The 18,078-nt window shown below is 66.9% G+C and carries 18 protein-coding genes; 6 read left to right on the forward strand and 12 right to left on the reverse strand.

Annotated features, from left to right (window positions below):
- Nucleotides 1-2: 2 nt before the first annotated feature.
- The 3 genes from fliJ (at nucleotide 3) to QX073_RS13440 (ending at nucleotide 2,168) form a co-directional block, all read left to right on the forward strand.
- The gene (gene fliJ, locus QX073_RS13430) at nucleotides 3-422 is read left to right on the forward strand and encodes a flagellar export protein FliJ (protein ID WP_315714036.1); all 420 of its coding nucleotides are present in this window, start codon (nucleotides 3-5) and stop codon (nucleotides 420-422) included.
- Between the two features lie 153 nt (nucleotides 423-575).
- Entirely contained in the window at nucleotides 576-1,124 is a 549-nt protein-coding gene (locus QX073_RS13435) for a sigma-70 family RNA polymerase sigma factor (RefSeq protein ID WP_315714037.1), read from the forward strand.
- A gap of 51 nt (nucleotides 1,125-1,175) precedes the next feature.
- Nucleotides 1,176-2,168, forward strand: a complete 993-nt coding sequence (locus tag QX073_RS13440; RefSeq protein ID WP_316225866.1) for an anti-sigma factor domain-containing protein — start codon at nucleotides 1,176-1,178, stop codon at nucleotides 2,166-2,168.
- Nucleotides 2,169-2,299: 131 nt separating this feature from the next.
- Here the strand turns inward: QX073_RS13440 and QX073_RS13445 are convergent, their stop codons facing one another.
- Together QX073_RS13445 and flhA are read right to left on the reverse strand one after the other, a co-directional pair.
- Nucleotides 2,300-2,500, reverse strand: coding sequence for a hypothetical protein (locus tag QX073_RS13445; protein WP_315714039.1), 201 nt, complete (start codon nucleotides 2,498-2,500; stop codon nucleotides 2,300-2,302).
- A 372-nt stretch (nucleotides 2,501-2,872) separates the two neighbouring features.
- Nucleotides 2,873-4,999 carry a flagellar biosynthesis protein FlhA gene (gene flhA / locus QX073_RS13450; protein ID WP_315714040.1) on the reverse strand — a complete coding sequence of 709 codons (2,127 nt, stop codon included), beginning with the start codon at nucleotides 4,997-4,999 and terminating at the stop codon, nucleotides 2,873-2,875.
- A gap of 975 nt (nucleotides 5,000-5,974) precedes the next feature.
- On the opposite strand from flhA, the gene QX073_RS13455 reads away from it, so the two are divergent.
- Nucleotides 5,975-6,490, forward strand: coding sequence for a cytochrome family protein (locus tag QX073_RS13455; protein WP_315752692.1), 516 nt, complete (start codon nucleotides 5,975-5,977; stop codon nucleotides 6,488-6,490).
- Between the two features lie 201 nt (nucleotides 6,491-6,691).
- Here QX073_RS13455 and QX073_RS13460 read toward each other — a convergent pair whose 3' ends face one another.
- Nucleotides 6,692-7,702: an NAD(P)-dependent alcohol dehydrogenase gene (locus QX073_RS13460; protein ID WP_316225867.1), complete on the reverse strand. Its 1,011-nt coding sequence runs from the start codon at nucleotides 7,700-7,702 to the stop codon at nucleotides 6,692-6,694.
- Between the two features lie 85 nt (nucleotides 7,703-7,787).
- Between QX073_RS13460 and QX073_RS13465 the strand changes: the two genes are divergently transcribed.
- Nucleotides 7,788-8,135, forward strand: a complete 348-nt coding sequence (locus QX073_RS13465) for a MerR family transcriptional regulator (RefSeq protein ID WP_315752694.1) — start codon at nucleotides 7,788-7,790, stop codon at nucleotides 8,133-8,135.
- A gap of 81 nt (nucleotides 8,136-8,216) precedes the next feature.
- Nucleotides 8,217-8,888, forward strand: coding sequence for a maleylacetoacetate isomerase (maiA, locus tag QX073_RS13470; RefSeq protein WP_315752695.1), 672 nt, complete (start codon nucleotides 8,217-8,219; stop codon nucleotides 8,886-8,888).
- A 21-nt stretch (nucleotides 8,889-8,909) separates the two neighbouring features.
- Here maiA and QX073_RS13475 read toward each other — a convergent pair whose 3' ends face one another.
- From QX073_RS13475 to QX073_RS13515, 9 genes are all read right to left on the reverse strand, one after another.
- Nucleotides 8,910-10,079, reverse strand: coding sequence for a TAXI family TRAP transporter solute-binding subunit (locus QX073_RS13475; protein WP_316186709.1), 1,170 nt, complete (start codon nucleotides 10,077-10,079; stop codon nucleotides 8,910-8,912).
- 347 nt (nucleotides 10,080-10,426) lie between these two features.
- Nucleotides 10,427-12,658 (reverse strand): tetratricopeptide repeat protein, encoded by a 2,232-nt coding sequence (locus tag QX073_RS13480; protein ID WP_316193554.1) that lies wholly within the window; start codon nucleotides 12,656-12,658, stop codon nucleotides 10,427-10,429.
- A 346-nt stretch (nucleotides 12,659-13,004) separates the two neighbouring features.
- The gene (locus tag QX073_RS13485) at nucleotides 13,005-13,298 is read right to left on the reverse strand and encodes a DUF1330 domain-containing protein (protein ID WP_316169352.1); all 294 of its coding nucleotides are present in this window, start codon (nucleotides 13,296-13,298) and stop codon (nucleotides 13,005-13,007) included.
- A gap of 177 nt (nucleotides 13,299-13,475) precedes the next feature.
- A complete protein-coding gene (locus QX073_RS13490) occupies nucleotides 13,476-13,772 on the reverse strand; it encodes a copper-binding protein (protein ID WP_316169351.1) in 297 nt (98 codons plus the stop codon).
- Between the two features lie 95 nt (nucleotides 13,773-13,867).
- The gene (locus tag QX073_RS13495; RefSeq protein WP_316193555.1) at nucleotides 13,868-14,326 is read right to left on the reverse strand and encodes a cupredoxin family protein; all 459 of its coding nucleotides are present in this window, start codon (nucleotides 14,324-14,326) and stop codon (nucleotides 13,868-13,870) included.
- Between the two features lie 47 nt (nucleotides 14,327-14,373).
- Entirely contained in the window at nucleotides 14,374-15,708 is a 1,335-nt protein-coding gene (locus QX073_RS13500; RefSeq protein ID WP_316193556.1) for a copper oxidase, read from the reverse strand.
- Nucleotides 15,709-15,721: 13 nt separating this feature from the next.
- Nucleotides 15,722-17,134, reverse strand: a complete 1,413-nt coding sequence (locus QX073_RS13505) for a TolC family protein (RefSeq protein ID WP_315752702.1) — start codon at nucleotides 17,132-17,134, stop codon at nucleotides 15,722-15,724.
- 10 nt (nucleotides 17,135-17,144) lie between these two features.
- Nucleotides 17,145-17,435, reverse strand: coding sequence for a hypothetical protein (locus QX073_RS13510; protein ID WP_316193557.1), 291 nt, complete (start codon nucleotides 17,433-17,435; stop codon nucleotides 17,145-17,147).
- Between the two features lie 69 nt (nucleotides 17,436-17,504).
- A complete protein-coding gene (locus tag QX073_RS13515) occupies nucleotides 17,505-17,972 on the reverse strand; it encodes a hypothetical protein (protein WP_316225868.1) in 468 nt (155 codons plus the stop codon).
- Nucleotides 17,973-18,078: the final 106 nt, after the last annotated feature.

Here is an 18,078-nt window from a genome sequence, read left to right on the forward strand (position 1 = left end):
CGATGAAGTCGCGCGAAACGCTGATCCGTCTGAAGAAATTTCAGGTGGATGAGAAACGCCGCCGGGTGACGCAGATCGAGGGCATGATCGCTGACTTCCAGCGCATGTCGGCCGAGCTCGAGCGGGAGATCCAGACCGAGCAGGAGCGGGCCGGCATCAACGACCCGACCCATTTTGCCTATCCGACCTACGCCAAGGCCGCGATCCAGCGCCGGGAAAACCTGACGCGCTCGGCCGACGAGCTGCGCACCCAGCTCGAGGACGCCAAGGCCGCGTTGTCCGAGGCGTTCGAGGAAATGAAAAAGGTCGAGCTGCTCGACGAGCGTGACCAGGCCCGCGAGAAGGCCGAGGAGAGCGCCCGCGAGCAGGCCGACATGGACTCTATCGGCCTGATGCGCGCCCGGCTCGGCGTCATCGCCTGAGCCTGTCGCCGTCACGGCTGTCGCTTTCGAAAACCCGGGCCGCGAGGTCCGGGTTTTTCGTCGCGCCCGCCCCGGTGGAGAGTTGCCCAGGACTTGTGCTACGGGAGGACGTAGGCTCGAACGAGGGAGCGGGGCGATTTTCGGGGACGCTGAATGCTGACGCCGGCAGAGCTGGTCTGGTTGCTTGCCGCTGTTGCCAAAGGGGACGAGGCCGCCTTCGAGCGCCTCTACGCGGCGACGCGCGCGAAACTCTATGGCGTCGTGCTCCGTATCTTGCACCGACAGGACCTCGCCGAGGAGGTCGTCCAGGAGACCTATGTGAAGGTCTGGAACAACGCCGCACAGTTCAACCCGGCCGTTTCTTCCCCGATCACCTGGATGGCCGCCATCGCCCGCAACCGCGCCATCGATCTGGTGCGCAAGCGCGGTGAGCTGTCTTTGGAGGATGAGCCCTCCGCGCTGGAGGTTGCGGCCGAGACGCCGGATCCGCTGGCGCGCCGTGAGATGTCGGAGGAGCTCAAGCGTCTTTTGGAATGCGTCGGCCAGCTCGAGCCCGACCGCCAGAAGCTCGTGCTGCTTGCCTACTATAACGGCTGGAGCCGCGAGCAATTGGCGACCAAGTTCGAGGCGCCGGTGAACACGGTGAAGACCTGGCTGAGGCGGAGCATGATGGACATCCGCCAATGCCTCGGTCTCGGATGAGGTGCTGTTCGGACCGGCGAGAGACCTTGTAGGACGTGACCTGGACCTGTGATGGCGTATAGCGAAGACCATATCGCGCTGGCGGCGGAATACGCGCTCGGGACGCTCGACGCCGCCGAACGGGCGCAGGTCGAGACCATGATGGCGGTCGACAAGGATTTCGTCGCACTGGTCCAGGCGTGGGAATTTCGCCTCGGTCCGCTCAATCAGATGGTCGGGCTGGTCGAGCCGCGTCCCGAACTGTGGGAGCGCATCAAGGCCGAGATTGCGCGGTTGCGCGCGAACGCGGAGAGCGCGCCGGCTGCACAGGTGACGATCGTCGAGGCTCCGGTCGTTGCCGCTCAGCCCGAGCCCGCGCCTCCCGAGGTCCCGCCTGTCGAAGCGGAAGCTGCGCCGATCCATGCGTCTCCCGTCAGCGAACCAGAGCCTGAGGTCGCGGCGCCGGTCATCACGCCGACACGCAGCACTTTCGCGGCTCGCGAGATCGCGAACGACGACACCAATGTCGTTCAGCTCTCGTCCAAGGTCCGGCAATTGCGCGCGGTTGCCAACATCATGACCGCGCTCGCGGCCGTGCTGCTCGCGCTGGTCGGTGTCCAGGTTTACCGCCCCGACCTCCTGCCGCGGCCATTGCAGCCGAAGCCGCGGATCCAGACTGTCGAGGTCAAGGTGCCGGTCGCGCAACCCTCCGCCCAGTTCGTTGCCCTCCTGCAGAAGGACGCGGCGTCGCCGGCCTTCATCCTGACCGTCGATGCCGCCAGCAAGAGCTACACCGTGCGCCGGGTCGGCGCCGCGCCGGAGCCGGGCAAGAGCTTCGAGTTGTGGCTCGTCTCCGACAAGCTGCAGAAGCCGCGCTCGCTCGGCGTGATCGGCGGCAGCGACTTCACCAGCCGTCCCGTTCTCTCGTCCTACGACGCCGACACCGTCAACCGCGCAACCTACGCGGTCACGGTCGAGCCGGAGGGCGGGTCGCCGACCGGGCAGGCGACCGGGCCGATCGTTTTCACCGGCAAGCTGATCGAGACGGTGCCGTCGGCGCGGTGATTTAAGGCCCAAAAGAGAAAACGCCCGTGGGGAGCGGGCGTTTTCAGTAGTCGACTTGGGGTTGGGTCTACTACATATCCACGCGGCCAGTTGGGGGGCTGTGAGAACCGCGTGAATTCCGGGAATTCCTGTCAGCGAACCACCGACATCTCCGAGCTCGTCACCACGACCGGCTTGCCGGCCTTGAGGACCTTTGCCGTCTGCGCGTAGTTCGGCTCCGCATTCAGTCGGGCGGAGATGCCGAGGCCGGCCACTGCGATGCCAGCCACGAGCGCAACCACCACGATCTTGAGGTGGGTCGTACGATCCGCGCTGTAAATCGAGTGGTTCATGGAAGCCTCCTGCCGTCTTCCGTCCTTCGCTGATTCGTGTGAGCCGGGGGCTTTCCGGTTCATCGTCTCGCGTGAACTAACGTAGGAAACCTCAATTCTGTTTCGTAGGCCACATCACAAGTGTGTGATAAGGCGTGATGTCTCGCGATCGAAAGTCGATGAAATTCAAATTAATGCAGATATATCAATAGTTTGATTAGTTGTTCGGTATGCGGATGAAATTTCAGCCACCTAACGCAAAATTAAGAATTCGTTTGCCTGTGGCGGCAAAGCAAGGGGTGGTCCGCCGGTAAAAACGGCAAAAGCCGACGCCTCGCGCCGGCCCCGCCGATCAAACGCGCCCGGAATTCTGCGGTTCCGCAACGCCAGCCGTCACACGCTCCCCACCGTCTTCAGCCGCGCGCGCGGATGGATCTCGGCCTGCGACAGCACCGTGGTCTGGGCGCGGAAGCGCTCGACCAGCGAGCGGACGAACGGCCGGATCGCCGCCGACGTCACCAGCACCGGCGATTCGCCCTCGCGCGCGGCGCGCTCGAACGCATCGCGCGTCGCGGTCATGAACTCCGACAGCTTCGACGGCTGCATCGCGAGGCTGCGCTCCTCGCCTTGGCCGATCAGCGATTCCGCAAACGCCTGCTCCCACCTGGCCGACAGCGCGATCAGCGGCAGGTAGCCCATCGGCGAGGTGTTCTGGGCGCAGATCTGGCGGGCGAGGCGGGCGCGCACGTGCTCGACGATCGTTGCCGGGTTGCGCGAGAACGCGAGCGCGTCGGCGATGCCTTCGAGGATGGTCGAGAGGTCGCGGATCGAGATGCGCTCCGATAACAGCAGTTGCAGCACGCGCTGGATGCCGGAAATCGTGATCTGCGTCGGCACGATGTCCTTGACCAGCTCGCTCTGCTCCTTCGGCAGCTCCTTCAGGAGCTTCTGCACCTCGCCGTAGGACAGCAGGTCGCTCATATTGGCCTTGAGCAGCTCGGTCAGGTGCGTCGACAGCACGGTCGCCGCGTCGACGACCGTGTAGCCCTTGAGCGTCGCCTCTTCCTTCAGGCCGGCGTCGACCCAGGTGGCGGGCAGGCCGAAGGTCGGCTCCGTCGTGTGGATGCCGGGCACCGCGACCTGGTTGCCGCCGGGGTCCATGACCATGAACTGGCTCGGCCAGATCTTGCCGGAGCCGGCGTCGACCTCCTTGATCTTGATGATGTAGGTGTTGGCCTCGAGCTGCACGTTGTCGAGGATGCGCACCGACGGCATCACGAAACCCATCTCGATCGCCAGCGACCGGCGCAGCGCCTTGATCTGGTCGGTCAGGCGGTCGGTGCCGTCGGGTGCGTTCACGAGCGGCAGCAGCGCATAGCCGAGCTCGATCTTGAGGTCGTCGATCTTGAGCGCGGCCGAGATCGGCTCCTCGGCGGCCGCGGCGGTGGCAGCCGCCGCCGGCGCTGCAGCCGCGGCGACCTCCTCGGCCTTCGCGACCTCCTTCTGCTTGCGCGCCTTGAGGGCGAGCGCGGCGGCGCCGCCGCCGAGCGCCAGGAACGGAAGGGTCGGGATGCCCGGCAGCAGCGCCAGCACCAGCATCACGGCGGCCGACATGCCGAGCGCCTGCGGATAGCCCGAGAACTGCTTGATCAGCGCCTTGTCGGCGGCACCGCTGACGCCGGCCTTGGAGACCAGGAGGCCCGCGGCGGTCGAGACGATCAGCGCCGGCACCTGGGTGACGAGGCCGTCGCCGACGGTCAGCGTGGTGTAGGTGCGGGCGGCCTCGGCAAAGCCGAGACCCTGCTGGGCGACGCCGATGATGATGCCGCCGATGATGTTGATGAAGACGACGAGCAGGCCGGCGACCGCGTCGCCGCGGACGAATTTGGAGGCACCGTCCATGGCGCCGAAGAAGCCGCTTTCGTCCTCCAGCTCCTTGCGCCTGATCTTGGCGACCTTCTCGTCGATCAGGCCGGCGGAGAGGTCGGCGTCGATCGCCATCTGCTTGCCGGGCATGGAGTCCAGATGGAAGCGCGCCGCGACCTCGGCGATGCGGCCCGAACCCTTGGTGATGACGACGAAGTTCACCGTCACCAGGATCGCGAACACGATGATGCCGATGACGAAATTGCCGCTCATCACGAAGTTGCCGAACGCCTCGATGACGTGGCCGGCGGCATCGGTGCCCTCGTGGCCACGCGACAGGATCAGCCGGGTCGAGGCCAGGTTCAGCGACAGCCGGAGCATCGTCGAGATCAGCAGGATGGTCGGAAAGGAGGAGAATTCCAGCGGCGCCTGGATGAACAAGGCGGTCATCAGGATCAGGATCGACAGGGTGATCGAGATCGCCAGGAACAGATCGAGCACCAGCGAGGGCAGCGGCAGGATCAGCACCACCAGGATGGTGAGGATGCCGAGCGCCAGCGCGATGTCGCCGCGCAGGACTGCTGTCTTGAGGTCAGCGAATGAGAACCCGCCGGCCGGAGATCCGACCCCCTGACCCGCCGTGACGTCGACCATGGCTTTCGCCCCTTCCCGCGGGCCGCGTGTGCCGGCCCCAAACGACTGCGCGACGGCCGCAGGGCCGCCGTTCCGAAACTGAGGTACCGCGCCGGCGTCCACGGAAGGTCTCCTCCGTCAACTGCACCCAACCACGACACGCACATTCCACCCGGCAATTTTTGCCCGGTGGTTGGTTAGCGTTCGGTTAATGGCGGTTAACAAAGGGTTGCGGGGGCAGGAGAGCGGGCGCACTTGGCGAGCCAGGCGCTGGTCTGCATCGGTCGGTCTCCTGCATCGGCTTGGTTGGCGTGCGCCCACGGTCTCGCGGCGCCGCGCGCCCGAGTTGTGCGTCAGGTCCGCCCTCGATCGGATGGAGGGCGCAGGGAAGGCCGGGCGCTGGCCGCGCCCGTGGCCCGCCTGCAGCAAAAAAAGCAGGCGGCAGTCACCACAGGTCTGGCCGAAACACCCGGCCTTCCCTGCGCGACGGTTGGAACGGCTTATACGTGGTCTCCCTGGTGCGCCGGGCTTGTTGGCCACCATCACAGGCGCAATGCGTGAGCACCGCCACCCGCTTGATACCAGCGTCGGGGTATCAGGACCGCACGACTTCGCCGTGCGCAACGAACCGTTCGTCCGCGCGGCCATAGGCCACGCTGCGATTCCCTGCGCCCATCGCATCCCACCTCCCACGTCTCGTGACGGTCGCGACACGCCCCTCCGGCGGAAGCAGGATGGGAGATCATATACACGATTTCGGAAAAAATGAAACAAGAATATTTCGCCAAATCAAAATTCAGGTTTTCTGCTGACCCGGGTCTCGGCTCTTGCGCGTCGTCCGGTTGCGCGCGTGGCGCCGAGCAATGTGTCGATATCGTGCGTGTCGCGCGGCGCGCGGCATCAAGTTTTTCTGATCGCTGCGATCAGCGTTTGCGATTGGCGGCGGGGGATGCTGCTCTTTAGAAGGCTTCTAAATTGAATTCAGGAGAACCGAAAATGCGTCGACAGAAGCTCCCCCATGGTCTGCGGCTGACAGCGACGGCCGCTGGCCTGGCCGGGCTTGCATCGCTCATCGCGGTCGCCGCGCCCAGGGCGGAGACGCCGACACCGACCCCGGCGCCAGCCTACCTGCCGACCGTCAGCGACCTGATGATCGCGACCATCCAGCCGCGCCATCTCAGGCTCTGGATCGCCGGCCATAGCGGCAACTGGGCGTTCAGCGCCTATGAGCTCGGCAATCTCAAGGGCGCGTTCAACCGCGTCAGCCGGGCGCAGCCACTGGTCGAGGGCAATTCGTTTGCCGACATGACGACGGCCGTGACGCAGCAGCCGTTCGACGAACTGGCGCAGGCCATCAAGCAGAAGGACATCGGCCGCTTCGAGCGCTCCTATGCCGACCTCACCGCCGCCTGCAATTCCTGCCACCAGGCGCTCAATCGCGCCGCCGTGGTCATCAAGGTGCCGCAGACCGCCAGCGTTGCCGACCAGGACTTCACGGCCGGTGCGGAGTGACAGCAGGGGGACGGTGAGGCACGATCGGTCACGCGCCGTCCGGCGCTGCTGCCGGCCGGGGCCACGCGTGCGGATCAGCGAGGCGTGATCGACCCCTCGGTTTGTTGCGTGGGTTGATTCCAACCCGGAGAGATTGTGCCAACTCCGGGGGGGATGCGCTTTCCGGCGTCGCAGATCGGCGAAGTGCTCACATCCTCTCGCCTATAGCTTCACAACGATCTTGCCGAAGTGCGAGCCGGACCGGAGACGGGCGAACGCTTCGGGAGCGTCGTCAAAGTCGTAGACCCGATCGACGATCGGGTGGATCGCGTGTTCGGCCAGGAATCGATTCATGGCCGTGAAATGTTCGACCGAACCCACGGTGACGCCGATGATGTCGGCATTCTCCCACTGCAGGCGGGCGAGGTCGGGCTTGGGGCCGAACCCCGTCAAGACACCGATCTGGACGATCTTGCCAACCGACGCGACCGACCGCAGCGATCGGTCGTAGGTGCCGGGGCCGCCGAGCTCGAGGACATGCGTGGCGCCTTCGCCGTCCGTCGCTTTCATCACGGCCACATCCCAATCGGGCGTGTCGCGGTAGTTGATCAGGATCGAGGCGCCGAGCGCCTGGGCGCGGGCGAGCTTCTCATCCGAGGACGAGATGACGATCGCGCGCGCGCCCAGCGCGGCCGCGAACTGAAGGCCGAACAGCGCGACGCCGCCGGTTCCCTGGACCAGCAGCGTGTCGGCCTTGCCCATTCCGCCACGGGTGATGAGGCCGTGCCAGGCCGTCACGCCGGCACAGGGCAAGGTCGCGGCTTCGATCGACGTGAGGTGCGCCGGCACGGGGACCAGCGCCGTCGCCGGCAGCACCACGTACTCCGCCAGCATGCCATCCATCGTGCTGCCGCCGAGGGCTGACGGAACATAGCTCGCCTTGAACGGCCCGGAAATCCAATCGCGAAAGAACGATGCGGCCACACGGTCGCCCGGGCGCCATTGAACGACATCGGAGCCTACGGCATCAACGATGCCTGCGCCGTCGGAGAGCGGGACGCGGCGGTCGAAACCGCCTTCACCCGCTCGGTCGAGGATCAGGAGGTCGCGGTAGTTGAGACTTGCCGCCTCGACCCGAATGCGGACCTCGCCAGGGGCGGGTTCAGGTTTGATGACGTCGGTGCGCACCAGGCGACCCGCGCCCGCATGGCCATTCAAATGATAGGCTTTCATCGTTGCTCCCGTCACAAGGGGACTCCACTTGGATGAGCACGATCTGTAAGGTCTGACAGCGCTGTCAGGGTCAAGAGGTTTTCAGGTGAAGATCGGCGAACTTTCCCGGAGGACGGGAGTCAGCATCCGGATGCTGCGTTACTACGAGGACGAAGGCTTGCTTGCGCCGCACCGAACCTCGTCCGGTTACCGCGACTACGGGCCGGCGGACGAGGAAGCCGTGCGCCGGATCAAACTGCTCGGCTCCGCCGGCATGACGCTCGAGACGATCAAGCAGTTGCTCCCCTGCGTGCGCAACAACCGTCCAGATTTCAGGCCTTGCGACAATTTGCGAAGAATACTGGCGCAGCAGGTCGGCATCATCGATCAACGCATCGAGGCACTCAGCCAGAGCCGGACGATTCTCGCAGGCTTCATCTCGAGCGTGAACTGATCGCCGGATATCGAATGTCGACCGTGGGCGACGGATCGATCGAAGACGTCGACATTCACTCGCCCGCCCAGGGGGACCCGCATGAAGCTCTATTCGTTCTGGCAGTCGCTGGCGAGCTTTCGCGTGCGCATCGCGCTCAACCTCAAGGGCATCGCCTATCAGCAGGTCGCGGTCGATGTCGACCGGCAGCAGCATCGCGACGAGGCCTATGCCGCGCTCAACCCGCAGATGGCGCTGCCGGCGCTGGTGCTCGACGACGGCACCGTGCTGACGCAGTCGCTGGCGATCCTCGAATATCTCGACGAAGCCTGTCCGGGCGCTGCGCTGCTGCCTGCCGATGCCAAGGGGCGCGCGCGGGTGAGGGCGCTGGCGGCGATGATCGCCTGCGATGCGCATCCGCTGACGACGCCGCGGGTGCAGCGCTATCTCACCGAGGTGCTGCACGTGGACGACGCGGCGCGCGCGGCCTGGCTCAGGCACTGGGCGTCGGAGATGCTGGTCGCGATCGAGGCCCAGCTTGCAGGCCATGTCGCGACCGGCCGGTTCTGCCATGGCGATGCGCCGACGATGGCCGACATCTGCCTCGCCGGCCACGCCGTCTTCGCGCGCAATAAAGGCCTCGACCTCGCCGCGACGCCGACGGTGCAGCGCGTCGTCGAGGCCGCGATGGCGCTGCCGGCGTTCGCGTCCGCCCATCCGCTGGCGCAACCCGACACGCCGGCGGCGCTGCGCCGCAAGCCGGCGGTGTCGTAGTCGACGCCACGACCATCGGCGCTATCGCGCCGGCTGGCCGCCGTCCCGCTTCATCCAGTCGCGGAACTGCTCGAACAGGACCCTGGTCTCGTCCTCGCTCATCCGCCGGCCGCCGGTCGGCGCCCGCGTGCTCATCCACTCGTCGAACTGCTGCTTGATGGCGGCGCCGTCGGCCTGCGGCGGGCGCGTGCTGGCCAAAAGCTCCTCCGCGGCGCGGAAGCGGGTCCAGCCGGGCAGCGAGGAGGCGAGGTTGATCTCGTTCCATTTCGGATGGAACGGCGGCTGCTTGAACTGGTCGAACCGCTTGAACAGATAGTCGACGAAGCGCGCGACGCGGCGGTAGCGCTCGGTCTCCGGCGGCCAGTTGTAGACCGCCAGCACCTGCGGCACGCCGATCGTCTCGACGCTCTCGCCGGGCTTGAGCAGATTGGGATAGTCCTGCGAGGTCAGCTTGGTCGGCACGTAGTAGTCCTGCAGGCTGCGCGCAAACGGAATCGGAAGGAAGTGGAAGCCCGGCTCGGGCTTGAACTTGGCGAACAGGTCGGTCGGCTTGCCCGTGACGTGGACGACGCCGGCGATCTCGCCACTGCGCATCTTCTCCAGCGCCACCGAATTGTTGATGAACACCTTTTCCGCGCCGATCTTGAGCCGGTCGAACACGATGCCGCCGGTGAGGTTGGCGGCGCTGCCCACGGTGTTGAAGGAGACCTTCTTGCCGGCGAGATCCTCCAGCGTCCTGATCTCCGGGCGGACGTAGACATGCATCTCGTTGATGTAGAACGAGCAGATGTAGCGGATCCGGTTCTTGATGTTGGCGAGCGTGCCGTTGCGGACGAACTCGTCGAGCACGTCGGCCGAGGTGATGGTGACGTCGACGCCGCGCAGATACAGCAGGTCCTCGATGTTGCCGAGCGCGCCGTAGGTCACCATCGGCAGCACGCGCAGGTTCGGGCGGTCGTCGAGCACCTTGGCCATCTCGGCGGCAAAACGGATGTTGGTGCCTTCGAGCAGGCCGCCGGCGACGCCGACCGTCCATTCGTTGGACTCCTGCAGCTTGCCGCCTTCGCCGGCCGCAGCGGCCGTTGCCGCCGCCGGCCTTCCGGTCCGCGCCGTCTGTGCCATGGCCGGCAGCAACGGTGCCGCCAGACTCAATCCCGCCGCAACGACGCAACTCAACAACGCGACCCGCATGCCCCAAATTCCTCCGTTGCCGGCCACACGGCGATCGCGAGGCGCGGCCGATTTTCGCGCATTATCTCCTTGGTTGAGGAATGAGGTCTACTACTCGCCGGTTGGGCGCAACCGGAGCTGCTGCGAGGCGCATCCTCGCCACCAAAAAGCCATGGGCTTGATTGCGCCTTGGTCTGGACGGAGAAACGCCGTGGTATCAGTCCGAGAGTCGTCGCCTCATCGCACGCGGCCAAAATGGCACAGCGGAAATCGATGCAGCTTGCGGTTGCAGGGGGCGGTCGAAGCCGGACGTTCGTGCGATCGGTCGTCGAGGGCTGCTGCGAGATCGAGGCCTTGGCACGGCGCGATCAGGCGCCGGCCTTGCTTCCCTTGGCGCAATAGTCCCGCCAGAACTGCCGATAGCCGGCTTCGACGCAGCGCGTGTAGTTGGCGACGTCGCCAGCCGCCGAGCGCGCGACCAGGCCGGGTAGTTCGGGCCGCAGCTTCACCAGCAGCTCGGGCTGCGCGGCAAAGCTCTTGGCGATCCGGATGTAGCCGTCATCATCGCCGGCGACCCAGTCGGCGAGGCCGGCCGCGGTCAGGATGCCGCCGGCGGCGCGCGAGGCCGCGCCGGCGCCGAGCTTGGCGACGACCGGCACGCCCATGTAGAGCGATTCGAACGTCGAGATGCCGCCGTTCTGCGGGAACGGGTCGAGCGAGATGTCGATGCGCTCGTAGGACTTGAGATGCTCGACGCGCTCGCTGGCGCCGAGGCAGAGGATGCGCGCCTCGGGCACGCCGTGTGCGACGAAGCGGGCGAGCAGCCCGTCGCGCACCGCGGGATCGTTCAGCGCGAGATGCTTGACGACGAGCTTCGCGTCAGGGATCTCGGCGAGCAGCCGCGCCCACAGCGCGATCGCCGCGTCGGAGATCTTGTCGATGCGGTTGTAGACGCCGAAGGTGACGTGGCCGTTCGTCAGCATCGGCAGCGGCGACGGCGGAACGTCGAGCACCGGATCGATCGTGATCACCGAGGGCAGGTCGTGGACGTGCTCGGCGAACAGCGGCCGGACGCTCTCGGGCACCGTGACCGGATCGGCGAAGAAGTAGTCCATGGTGGCAAGGCCCGTGCCGGTGCCGCTGCCCCAGGCCGTGACCTGGATCGGCGCCGGCTTGCGCGCGAACACCGGCATGCGCGTGCCCGTGGTGTAGCCGGAGAGATCGACCAGGATGTCGACGCCGTCGGCCTGGATGCGGTCGGCGAGCTCGTCGTCGGACAGGCTCGAGGCCTCGACCCAGACGTCGGCGATCGACTGGAACGTCGCGGTGTAGGAATCGTGCCGCGGCGAGGTCGAGTAGCAGTTGACCTGGACCTGCGTCTTGTCGTGGCCGCGCAGCACGGGCAGGAAGGCGAAGGCCGCCGAATGCATGCGGAAGTCGGCCGAGACGTAGCCGACGACGATGCGCCGGTCGGGATCGAGCGAACGCGGCGCAAGTTTGCGGCGCGGGAATTTGGAGCCGACCGCCATCCACCAATATTGCCGCGCCGCCTGCTGGACCGCGAAGTCGGCGCCGGGCAGGAAGTCGAGATAGAAGATCTTCTTGGTGATCGCCTCGTCATAGTCCGGCTGCACCGCGAGCGCCTGGTCGAACTGGGCGATGGCGCCTGCGACGTCGCCGAGCCGGCCGCGACAGGCGCCGAGCAAAGTGAGCGCGACCTGCGCCTTCGGATTGGTGTCGAGCACGCGCTTGCAGGCGGCCATCGCCTGCGCGACGTTGCCGTTGAGGATGCAGATCTGCGCCTTGCCCTGCCATCCCAGTTGCAGATTGGGATCGAGCGTCACGGCGGCGTCGAAATCGGCTTCGGCTTCCGCCGTGCGTCCGGAGATCATGTAGAGCCGGCCGCGATGCGCCCGCAGCTCGGCGTGGGCCGGGCGTGCCGCCAGCGCCGCATTGAAGGTCGCTTCCGCCAGCTCGAAATGGTGCAGCTCGAGATGGGCGAGGCCCTTGTTGACCGTGGCCTCGAAATGGTTCGGGTTGAAGGCCAGCGCGCGCTCGGCGCTGGCGGCAGCGGCGTCCCACCGCCGCAGCATCAGCTCGGCGACGCTGCGATTGCACCAGGCATCGACGTCGTCCGGCTTGAGCTCGAGGGCGCGGGTCGCGGCCGCGAGCGAGGCCTCGCCCTGTCCGAGCCGCAGCAGCGCGATTGCGAGGTTGCGCAAGGTGATCGGCGCATTCGGGCGCAGCGCCAGCGATCGCTCCAGCGCGGCGCGCGCCTCCTCGTAGCGCTCGCAATTGATCAGCGCCCAGCCGAGATTGGACTGCGCGTCGGCGGAATTCGGCTCCATCGCGACGGCCTGCGTCAGGAAGGCGGTGGCCTCGGCGAAGCGCGCCGATGACACCAGCGACACGCCGAGCAGATGCATGGCATCGAAGCAGCCGGGGACCTCCTGCAGCAGCTTCGCGCACAGCGCCTGCGCCTCCGCCTGGCGTCCGGCCTGGAAGGCCTTGTACGCCGTCGTCAGCTGCGTCTCGACGAGCTTCTTCTGCTTCTTTTCCTGCCGCGCCTTCTGGAAGGCGCGCGAACCGACGGTGCTCAAGGACTTGGGTCTCCGGACAGACAGGACGGCATGGCGTCGGACGCCGCAGCGGCGCGCTGCGGCCGGCAACCGGCCCGCCGCCATGCCCGGCGGCAGCAAAGCCCAGGATGTCCTGTGGTCGTCCGGTCGCCGGCCACGCGCAGCGCGACGCGGCGAAGCTTGCCCGCGCCATGGTTAGCAAATGGTTAACGGCACGATGGCGAACGGTCTTTGCGCCCGAATGACAGGGGCAGCTCGCGTACGGCGGATCAGCGCAGCGTGATCCGCCGCTTGCGGATGTCGCGCCGGGCTATAGGGGTCTTGCCAAGCTGTGCGCTGTCCACCTGCACAACATTGCAACGCACGCTCACTCGGTGCAGCCGTCGACCAGCACCAGCCGGCTCGTCGTGGTGCGGTGCCGGATCGCGAACAGCTCCTGGATGTCGGGATCGCTGAGAAAGCCGGTCGCGTTCTGCCGCGACGGGAATTCGAGGATCACCATCCGCTCCGGCGTCCAGTTGCCTTCGACCGGAGTCGGCATCGCACCTTGCACGATATAACGGCCGCCGTGCCTGGCGATGAAAGCGGGGATCGCCTCGATGTAGACCTTGAATGCTGCGAAGTCGTGAACGGCGAGATCGAGGACGAGATAGGCTTTCATGGCATGCTCCGCGCAGGGAGCCGCGATCATACGATCCGAACTTGGAAAGCAAACCGGCCACCGGTTCGTGGCCTGATCCATCCGCACGTCATTCCGGGCTCGCGCTGTCCGGCGACGTCGTCGCCGCGCGCGCCCCGGAATGGCGGTGGAGAAGGGGACAGCTCGAAACGCTGCCGCCTACTTGCCCTTCTCGATCTTGGTCACCGTGTAGCCGGAGGCGTCCTCGACCGCCTCGAACTTCACCTTGTCGCCGGCCTTGAGGCCTCTCAGCAGCGCAGCGTCCTTGACGCGGTAGACCATGGTCATGGCCCCGTCCATGCCAAGACTCTTGGCCGGGCCGTGGTGGAGCGTGATCTTGGCGTTGGCCTCATCGACCTTCTTGACGTCGCCGCTGATGGCCTCGGCGGCGAGGGCAGGGGTCGCGAGAGCGAGAACCAACGCGGCGGCGGTCGCGAGCTGAGAGAACGACTTCATGATGTGTTTCCTTCTACTGGTGAACTCATGGCGAGGCGTAGGGCGGATGACGCGGCGATGATCCGCCCTACGCGTTGTCGGGACGGCTTCATCCGTCACTTCACGGCGACGTGGCCGGTCATGCCGTACTCGCGGTGGTCCGGGATCAGGCAGGAATATTCGAACGTGCCGGGCTTGGTGAACCGCCACAGCAGCTCGGCGGTCTTGTTCGGCGCGAGCCGGGCGCCGTTGGGCTCGTCGTGCTCCATATGCGGGTGCTTCTTCATGACCGCGGCGTGCTTCAGGTTCTCGGCCTTGGTGGCGAGCAGGAACTCGTGATCCTCCTTGCCGGTGTTGCGCAGCACGAAGCGGATCTGCTCGCCGCGCTTCACCTCGATGCGCGCCGGCGTGAACTCCATCTCGCTCAGCAGCACCTCGATGGTGCGTGACGGCTGTTTGGGATCACCCGGCTCACCGGCGGAATAGCCGCGCGATCCGTGCTGCTCATGGCCACGGGCCGGTGCTACGATCAGAGCGGCCGCCGCCATTGCGCTGATCGCGAATGCAGTCTTCATGGATATCTCCTGATGGTGGTCGTCGGTTGATGCGGTGTTTGGTGAATTCAGCGCTGGGTGCGGACCTGCGTCGGTGTGCCGTCGCTTCGCCGCACCGGCTCCGGCGCGCTTGCGACCTCATAGGCCACAGTGCCCTTGGGAAACTGATACGGGCCGGGATCGCGGTAGTCGTCGCGGGCGAGGCCCTCGCGCACCTTCACGGTCGTGAACATGCCGCCCATCTCGATCGGCCCGAACTGGCCGCTGCCGGTCATCATCGGCAGCGTGTTGTCGGGGGCCGGCATCTCCATGTTGCCCATCGCCATGCCGGTGTTGCCCATCACCATGCCGTCGGGCGCGAGCTTGCCGACGGCGGCGGCCAGCTCCTTGCGCGGTACGCCGATCAGGTTGCGCATGTCGTGGCCCATCGCATTCATCGTGTGATGCGACTTGTGGCAATGGAACGCCCAGTCGCCGGGGTTGTCGGCGGTGAAGTCGAGCACGCGCACCGCGCCGACCGGCACGTCGGTCGTGGTCTCCGGGAATTGCGCCGTTTCGGGAAGCCAGCCGCCGTCGGTGCCGATCACCTTGAACTTGTGGCCGTGGAGGTGGATCGGATGGTTGGTCATGGTGAGATTGCCGATGCGGATGCGGACGCGATCGCCGAGCCGCACCGGCAAGGAATCGATGCCGGGAAACACCCGCGCATTCCAGGTCCACATGTTGAAGTCGGTCATCTCGTTGACCTTCGGCAGATAGCTGCCGGGCTCGATGCGGTAGGTCGACATCACGAACACGAAGTCGCGGTCGACCGGCGGCGGCAGGTTGTCGCGCGGATGCACGACGATCATGCCCATCATGCCCATCGCCATCTGCACCATCTCGTCGGCGTGCGGGTGATACATGAAGGTGCCGGCATGCTTCATCTCGAACTCGTAGACGAAGGTCTTGCCGGGCTTGATGTGCGGCTGCGTCAGGCCGCCGACGCCGTCCATGCCGCAGGGCAGGATCACGCCATGCCAATGTACGGTGGTATATTCCGGCAATCTGTTGGTGACGAAGATGCGGAGCTTGTCGCCCTCGACCGCCTCGATGGTCGGGCCCGGCGATTGGCCGTTGTAGCCCCACAGATGCGTGGTCATGCCGGGCGCGAACTCGCGTGTGACCGGCTCGGCGACGAGATGGAATTCCTTCCAGTCGCCGTTCATGCGGAACGGCAGCGACCAGCCGTTGAGCGTGACCACGGGCTGATAGTCCGGGCCGGCGCTGGGATGCAACGGCGGCTGCATCACGGCCTTGTCCATGGTCGGCGCCTCCGGAATGGAGGCAGCCTGGACGCGGCCGGAGACGGCGGAGGCGCCGGCCAGCGCCGCGGAGCCGAGCAGGGTTCGGCGGGACAACATGTTGGCTCTCCTCTCAGTCGTTGCTTGGCGCGAGCGCGCTCGCGGTCTGCTGTGCGCTGTCTTCGCCGCTCGCGACTCCGCCGTTGACGGCGGCCGACAGCTCGGCCTCGGCGAGGAAGAAGTCTCTGACGGCGTCGATCGCGGCGCGGCGCGAGGCCAGGCGCTGCCGCGCCTCGAGCAGCAGCGCGAAGATGTCGACCTGCATGCTGGAATAGCGCAGCTGCATCTCCTCGCTGATGATCCGGCGCAGCGGCAGCACCTCGCGGGCGTAATGGCCGGCGATGTCGAAGGCCGCGCGGTAGCTGCGATAGGCGTCGCGCGCCTCGGAGCGGACGGTGACGGCGCGCTCGGTCAGGCGGTTGAAGGCGATGTTGTAGGTCTCGGCCGCCTGCCGCACGCGGACCTCGCCGCCGTCGAAGATCGGGATCTGGAACTGCACGTCGTAGCCGCGTTCACGGATGATGCGGCCGTCGGGCTCGACGGTCTTGCGGTCGAGGCCGGCGAGATCGAGCAGGGTGACGAAGCGCGTGGCCTCGCTGAGCTGCAGCGCGGTGGCGAGCGCCGTGAGCTCGAGGCGGGCGACCTGCAGATCGATGCGATGGCCGACGGCATCGGCCTCGACGAAGGGCTGGCTCAGCGGGCGGCGCGGCAGCGCCGGCAACCGATCGGGCAGGCGGAAATTCAGATCGTCGCCCCACAGGCCCATCAGACGGATCAGCCGCTCGCGGGCGCTTCCTGCGGCACGGCGGGCGGTGGCGAGCTCGGCCGTGGTCTCGGCATAGAACACCTGCTCGCGCGCCTGATCGAGCCGGTTGAGCGCGCCGGTCTCGCCGAGCTTCGAGGCGAGCTTCGCGGTCGCCTCCGCGGCCGATTGCGCCTCGACGAGCAGGGCCACCAGCTCGTTGGCGGCGACGGCGCGCACATGCGCGCGGCGGACCTCCGCGGCGAGCCGCAGTGTCGCCAGCGCGGCCTTCAATTGTGCCTGGCGAAACCGCTCGCGCGCGATCTCCGAGCGCAGCGGCAAGGTGGCGAGCGCCAGGATGTCGCCGGCGACCTGACGCTCGGCCTCCAGCGCGCCGTCGCCGCTGATGCGCATCAGGGAGAAGGTCGGGTTGGGCGGCAGGCTGGCCTCCACCATGTCCGCCTCGCTGAGCGCGAGGGCGTTGTAGGCGGCCTGCAGGCCCTTGTTGTTGAACAGCGCGACCTGCACGGCGGCATCGGCCGACAAGGGCCGGGCGAGCAGCCGGCGCGTCGCAGCGCGGACGCGCTCAGCATCGTCATCGCCTCTCACCGAGGCGACCTCCTTGCCGGTGATGTGGCCGGCGATGTCCGCGACGGCGCTCATGCCGCCGTCCGGCGAGAACGAGGCGCAGCCTGCGAGCGCAAGTGCTGCGGCGAGCGCCGCGAGCCTGATGGTCCCCTGCATGTGGCGCTCCTTAGCGGCTCGGCTCAGGGCGCGGTGCGCCGGGGTCGGTGCGCTGGCCCCATGCGGCCGGCGCGGCCGGGCGCAGCGGCGTGTAGGGCCTGACGACGCCCGACATGCGCACGGGCGCAGCGTTCGCCGCCGGATCGGCCGGATCAGCCCCGGCTAACGCGACCGTGCGCGGCTGGCAGGCGGCGAGGCTCGTCGCGGCAAGCAGCGTCAATGCGCCGGCGACGACGGAGAATGGCAGGCTGCGCCGCGCCGGACATGCGGCAGCGGGCGTCGCCCTGGATTGCGACAACATGAGGTATCCTTGGTCTGATGAAACGCGAGCGGCCGCGCGTCATTTGCGCGCGAAGCCGGGGTCGTTCGCTCAGGCCAGGACGATGGGGGGACGGTACAGGCGCGGCGGCGTGCGGCCGGGCAGGCCTTCGTCGCGCGCAACGACGCCGATGGCAGCGAGGCGGGCGGGGAGGGCGACTGCCGGCAGCGTGGCGGCCAGGCCCACGGCGCACATCATGGCGCAGCACGGGCCCGGCATCTTGCCATGATCGCGGTGCGACGGTGCGGGAGCTGGAGCGTGCATCCCGGCGTCTGCGACAGGGTGATCATGATGATGGGCGTGCGCCGCAATTGTCAGCGGCATCGCCGTCATGACCATCTCGTGGTCAGCCGCATCGTGAGGCGAGACCTCGGCGCCAACGACGGTCTCGTCGAGACAGGGCGCCGCCCCCGCGCCGAGCGCGAGCGCCACGCCGGGGCTGACCACGCAGACGAGGTAAGCGAGGACGAGCAGCCGTCCTGCCACCATCAGCATCTTTCGTGTCAGTCCCAACGACATGCGCGGCCAATCACTCCAACCCGGCGCGCAACCTAATGATAAAGCGTTGCGCCGCCAAGAGGGCCGAACCGTGATCGTGCAGATCCCTCCTGTTGCGCTGCTTCTG

It is taken from the genome of Bradyrhizobium sp. SZCCHNS3052 (genome assembly GCF_032484495.1).
Lineage (GTDB): Bacteria > Pseudomonadota > Alphaproteobacteria > Rhizobiales > Xanthobacteraceae > Bradyrhizobium.

Excerpts from the sequence above, each read along its gene's own strand:
- QX073_RS13490 (WP_316169351.1), bottom strand. The coding sequence starts at position 13,772 with ATGAAGTCGTTCTCTCAGCTCGCGACCGCCGCCGCGTTGGTTCTCGCT.
- QX073_RS13510 (WP_316193557.1), bottom strand. The coding sequence starts at position 17,435 with ATGTTGTCGCAATCCAGGGCGACGCCCGCTGCCGCATGTCCGGCGCGG.
- QX073_RS13440 (WP_316225866.1), top strand. The coding sequence starts at position 1,176 with ATGGCGTATAGCGAAGACCATATCGCGCTGGCGGCGGAATACGCGCTC.
- QX073_RS13500 (WP_316193556.1), bottom strand. The coding sequence starts at position 15,708 with ATGTTGTCCCGCCGAACCCTGCTCGGCTCCGCGGCGCTGGCCGGCGCC.
- QX073_RS13515 (WP_316225868.1), bottom strand. The coding sequence starts at position 17,972 with ATGTCGTTGGGACTGACACGAAAGATGCTGATGGTGGCAGGACGGCTG.
- QX073_RS13495 (WP_316193555.1), bottom strand. The coding sequence starts at position 14,326 with ATGAAGACTGCATTCGCGATCAGCGCAATGGCGGCGGCCGCTCTGATC.
- QX073_RS13455 (WP_315752692.1), top strand. The coding sequence starts at position 5,975 with ATGCGTCGACAGAAGCTCCCCCATGGTCTGCGGCTGACAGCGACGGCC.
- QX073_RS13435 (WP_315714037.1), top strand. The coding sequence starts at position 576 with ATGCTGACGCCGGCAGAGCTGGTCTGGTTGCTTGCCGCTGTTGCCAAA.
- QX073_RS13445 (WP_315714039.1), bottom strand. The coding sequence starts at position 2,500 with ATGAACCACTCGATTTACAGCGCGGATCGTACGACCCACCTCAAGATC.
- QX073_RS13475 (WP_316186709.1), bottom strand. The coding sequence starts at position 10,079 with ATGCGGGTCGCGTTGTTGAGTTGCGTCGTTGCGGCGGGATTGAGTCTG.
- fliJ (WP_315714036.1), top strand. The coding sequence starts at position 3 with ATGAAGTCGCGCGAAACGCTGATCCGTCTGAAGAAATTTCAGGTGGAT.
- QX073_RS13505 (WP_315752702.1), bottom strand. The coding sequence starts at position 17,134 with ATGCAGGGGACCATCAGGCTCGCGGCGCTCGCCGCAGCACTTGCGCTC.
- maiA (WP_315752695.1), top strand. The coding sequence starts at position 8,217 with ATGAAGCTCTATTCGTTCTGGCAGTCGCTGGCGAGCTTTCGCGTGCGC.
- flhA (WP_315714040.1), bottom strand. The coding sequence starts at position 4,999 with ATGGTCGACGTCACGGCGGGTCAGGGGGTCGGATCTCCGGCCGGCGGG.
- QX073_RS13485 (WP_316169352.1), bottom strand. The coding sequence starts at position 13,298 with ATGAAAGCCTATCTCGTCCTCGATCTCGCCGTTCACGACTTCGCAGCA.
- QX073_RS13460 (WP_316225867.1), bottom strand. The coding sequence starts at position 7,702 with ATGAAAGCCTATCATTTGAATGGCCATGCGGGCGCGGGTCGCCTGGTG.